The following is a 3,829-nucleotide window of genomic DNA, read 5'->3' as shown; positions in this document are numbered from 1 at the left end:
TTTTAAATAAAAGACATAATTAATTAAAATTATAATTTGCTATTAGTATCTTTTTAAAAATATTTACAATTATTTTAATAGGTTATGCAAGAAGTCTAATATATAAAAAATTATAAAAATATACAAATAAGTTGTAAAAAATAAAACCACCTTATAAATAAAGTGGTTTTATTTAAACCTAAATTTTAAAGGTGATGTATTTAAAATACATCGTTGTTAATATAACATAATTTAATTGATAATATTAAATTCTCTAACACTATATTCAAGTTCGTCAGTGTTTTTATTATTTTTGTGAAGATATTTAATTTCAATTGTTTTAGTATCTTTATTAAATACTTTGTTTAAATTATCCGCAGTTTCATTTCAAGTAACACATTTAATATTTTGTCCGTCATCATTTACATAAAATGAAAACAAATTGCGTTGAATATTATTTTTGTCAGTAATTGTTTTAAACATTGCTTTATCAGCAAAAATTACACCTACTTCTTTTATAAATAATTGATTGTTTTGAAAATTTTTGTACATATAAAAAATTCCTTTCATTAATTAAAGTATTTTGTAAGATAAATAATAATTTAAACTAATAAAAGAAATTAATAGCATAATAGATTAAATAAAATAAATACTTTAATTAATTTTAACTCAATTATAAATATTTTAAAATATTTATTTAATTATTGAATTACCCCATCTAAATAAGTGGAGTCAACTTGTATTTTTTTAAAATATAATTTGCCACTCGGAAGCGTGGTTTTTAAATAACATTCCCCGATTTTAAGGGTTTTAAGGTCGTTCGGATGAACAATAAATTCATCTATCGAACGCACTGAACCCATATCAGCCGTGTTGTTTTTAAAGTCAAGTTGGCGAGTTAGTTTTTCGGTTTCTTGGGTACCAAAAACACTCGCCACATATTCCGCTGTGTTTGGGTCTTTAATGTTATGACAAACAATAGTGCTAACATTTCCGAAAATCGTGTCTGTTAAATTCATATTGTTTGTTTTTAGGTCGTTGATTGTTTGAAACGACAAGAAACATTGATAATTAAAACTACGTGACTTATTTATCAAGTTGATAATCGTTTCACTAGCAAAGACATTAAACTCATCTAAAACAACATTAATTTTTTGATTAACTGGTTTTAGATGAGTTAATTCTTTTAAGTCTTGGATAATGATTTTACCAACCGAATCCGCTAGTTTAGGATACATCAACGAATTGATACTAAACAAAATCGTTTTATGTTTACTAATCAATTCTAACAAAGTATTTTTATTGTCCAAACTGTCGTTTAGTTGTGTGTTGTAAACATTTAATTGATTAAAAAGACCGTTAATGTTTTTTTCAGCAAAATTAGATAATAACGAAATGTTATTGTCATTAAAAACAAATAATTTTTCTAATTGTTTAATCGGAAAGTATTTAACTAAATTATCAAAACTAATAGCAATATCATTTTTTAAAAGTGTATCAAGCAATAGTAATAAATAATTATGTGCTAAATTTTGATAATACTGTTCAGAAAAGTCAAACAACGACATTATCTTATCCGCTAAAATAACTTTATTTTTGCTTGCAAACGGGTTGTATTGTAAATTACCATTGATAGTTCAAATAAAGGCGTTAGGGTCTAGTTGTTTAACTTTATCAATTAAATCAATATCCCCCTTCCCATCAATAATAATTGTGGTTTCATGGAATTTAAACCTTAACGCTTTTAATATTTGCATTAATGTCGTTGTTTTCCCGCTCCCCGTTGTCCCAACCAACAAAGTATGTTGAATTAAGTTTGACTTTATTAAACCAAAGTTTTTGTTTAAATTAAGCAAATTGCTTTGTGGAATTTGTTTAAATTCTTGCTCTTTTTGTTTTGCTTTTTTCTTTTGTTCATAAGCAAACATATCAAAGTATTGTCATTTCTGATAACCAATAAAACCAGCAAAGACAATCACGACTATAATGCCAATAATTGCGGAAATTTTAAAGCAAATATCTTCTGCATAAGCAGTTGCAAAAGTTTGTCAAGTAACTTCCTTTAGTTTTATGCCCGCATAGCCAAGAGAAATAGGAATATTTATTAAAGCAACTAACAAGAAAAAAGTTAATACAGAAAAAATAATTCAAAAGATTACTTTTTCAAATTTATTAAGTTTTTGGTATTGATGTTTTATTTTACACATAAATCTATCTTTTAACTAAATGCTTCTTGTTCTATTTCGCTTGCTTCAACATTTAATAACATTCGGTTATTAGCGCCAATCGAAAACAGACAAGTTCCTGTTGGCGCAGTTGCAATCGTATCTTTTTGATATTGATTTAACCGCCCACTATATTCTTTTGGTTGGTTTCAACGATGATTTTATTTTAAAAAATATTGAAATTATAGATGAAATTTTAATCTCATAAAATGGTATCATCACCATTGAATAATTCTTTAATATCTTCTGAACTATAATTTACTTGTTCTTCGGCAATAATTTTTTTGATTTTTCAGATAGTAAAATATCTTTTTTTAAGACAAATTTTCTTTTTCATATAAACCTCCTAAATTATTGCTTTACCAAATTTGATATATTTATGTAAAAATAATGAAAATCCTTATTTACTGATTGTTCAATAATTTTACAGTCTTTAAAAATTTCATAATTTTTAAAATCTATTATTTTTCCTTTAAAAATAATACTTTGACAACTTCAAACTTCAATATTTAAATTTTTATTATAAAGTTCAATCCAATCTTTTAATTTATATGTCATTATTTTAATTCCTTTCTAATGAAATATTTAAATAAAAAAATAGGTAGAATGACTTTTTTATCATTCTACCTATACACAAAAATTAAAAAATGTTATAATTTAACCAAGAACCACCACAAATGTGCGGTTCAGCTAAATTATATATTAACCCTAGTTAAGCGGTTTGACAGACCCTTAATAGGTGTATAGAAGAATGACCTGCAAGTCATTTTCTTTGTTTTTATTTAGTTGTATTTATTTTATCACAAATGTGCGGATAAAATATTTTTTTGATATAATTAAATTGTTTTAGATACAGTAATTATAAAAAATATTAAAGGAACATGAATTATCAACTATGAAAAAAATATTAAGTCTTTTAGGAACAATCACTTTAATTGGAACAAGCACAATCAGTTTAGTTGCTTGTAATAAACCACAATATAATAAATATGAATTAAAAGAAGAAAAAGAAAAACCAAGTTCACATACTGTATTAAATAATAATAAATGTATTAATATTTTTAATATTCAAGATGAAAAAATAAATTTAAATAAAATAAATGAAATTATAAACAGTAGTGAATCTAAACCTGAAAATAATTATCAATGTAATATGGTGTTACAAAACATAAAAGATAAAAACAATGTTACATCACAAGAAATATTAGAAAATATAAATCCTATTATCTTAAAAATGTTTAATTTTGTAAAAAAAGAAATTACAATAAATGATTATAATATTGTTGTTTATAATTCACGTAATTTTAATGATATTTTAAAAACAATAGATATGAAAAAATATTGAAGAACAATATATTTTAAAATATTTTCTAAAAATAAAAATTTATTTTCAGGAGAAACACCATATATAAGTATTAAATTTAGAAATTTGGAATAAGTTAATTAATTTTTTATATTCCCATTTTAAAACGATACGGATATGAACTATAAAATAACGCATTATACGGGTCGTGGTACATTAGACTTCTTGCATAACCTAGTTATTTTAAAATTCCTATAAAATATATTTAAAATAGAAATTATAGGAATTTAAAATTATGAAATTTGATAAATTTGATTTTATT

5 protein-coding genes are annotated in these 3,829 nt (G+C 23.3%); 1 reads left to right on the top strand and 4 read right to left on the bottom strand.

Annotation, left to right across the window (positions count from 1 at the left end; all coding sequences use genetic code 4):
- Window positions 1-231: 231 nt before the first annotated feature.
- From EHU54_RS04955 to EHU54_RS04940, 4 genes are all read right to left on the bottom strand, one after another.
- Window positions 232-531, bottom strand: coding sequence for a hypothetical protein (locus tag EHU54_RS04955; RefSeq protein WP_400249259.1), 300 nt, complete (start codon window positions 529-531; stop codon window positions 232-234).
- Between the two features lie 149 nt (window positions 532-680).
- Window positions 681-2,186, bottom strand: coding sequence for a type IV secretion system DNA-binding domain-containing protein (locus tag EHU54_RS04950; protein ID WP_400249258.1), 1,506 nt, complete (start codon window positions 2,184-2,186; stop codon window positions 681-683).
- Between the two features lie 214 nt (window positions 2,187-2,400).
- Complete coding sequence (locus EHU54_RS04945; RefSeq protein ID WP_400249257.1) at window positions 2,401-2,541, bottom strand: hypothetical protein; 141 nt, start codon at window positions 2,539-2,541, stop codon at window positions 2,401-2,403.
- A gap of 14 nt (window positions 2,542-2,555) precedes the next feature.
- Window positions 2,556-2,762, bottom strand: coding sequence for a hypothetical protein (locus EHU54_RS04940; protein WP_400249256.1), 207 nt, complete (start codon window positions 2,760-2,762; stop codon window positions 2,556-2,558).
- A 337-nt stretch (window positions 2,763-3,099) separates the two neighbouring features.
- Between EHU54_RS04940 and EHU54_RS04935 the strand changes: the two genes are divergently transcribed.
- Entirely contained in the window at window positions 3,100-3,642 is a 543-nt protein-coding gene (locus EHU54_RS04935) for a lipoprotein (RefSeq protein ID WP_400249255.1), read from the top strand.
- The last annotated feature ends 187 nt before the right edge of the window (window positions 3,643-3,829 follow it).

Source organism: Spiroplasma sp. ald (assembly GCF_044714355.1).
Taxonomy (GTDB): Bacteria; Bacillota_I; Bacilli_A; order Mycoplasmatales; family Mycoplasmataceae; genus Spiroplasma; species Spiroplasma phoeniceum.
The sequence above is the reverse complement of the archived record's forward strand: the minus strand, read 5'-3'. Positions and strand labels throughout refer to the sequence as shown.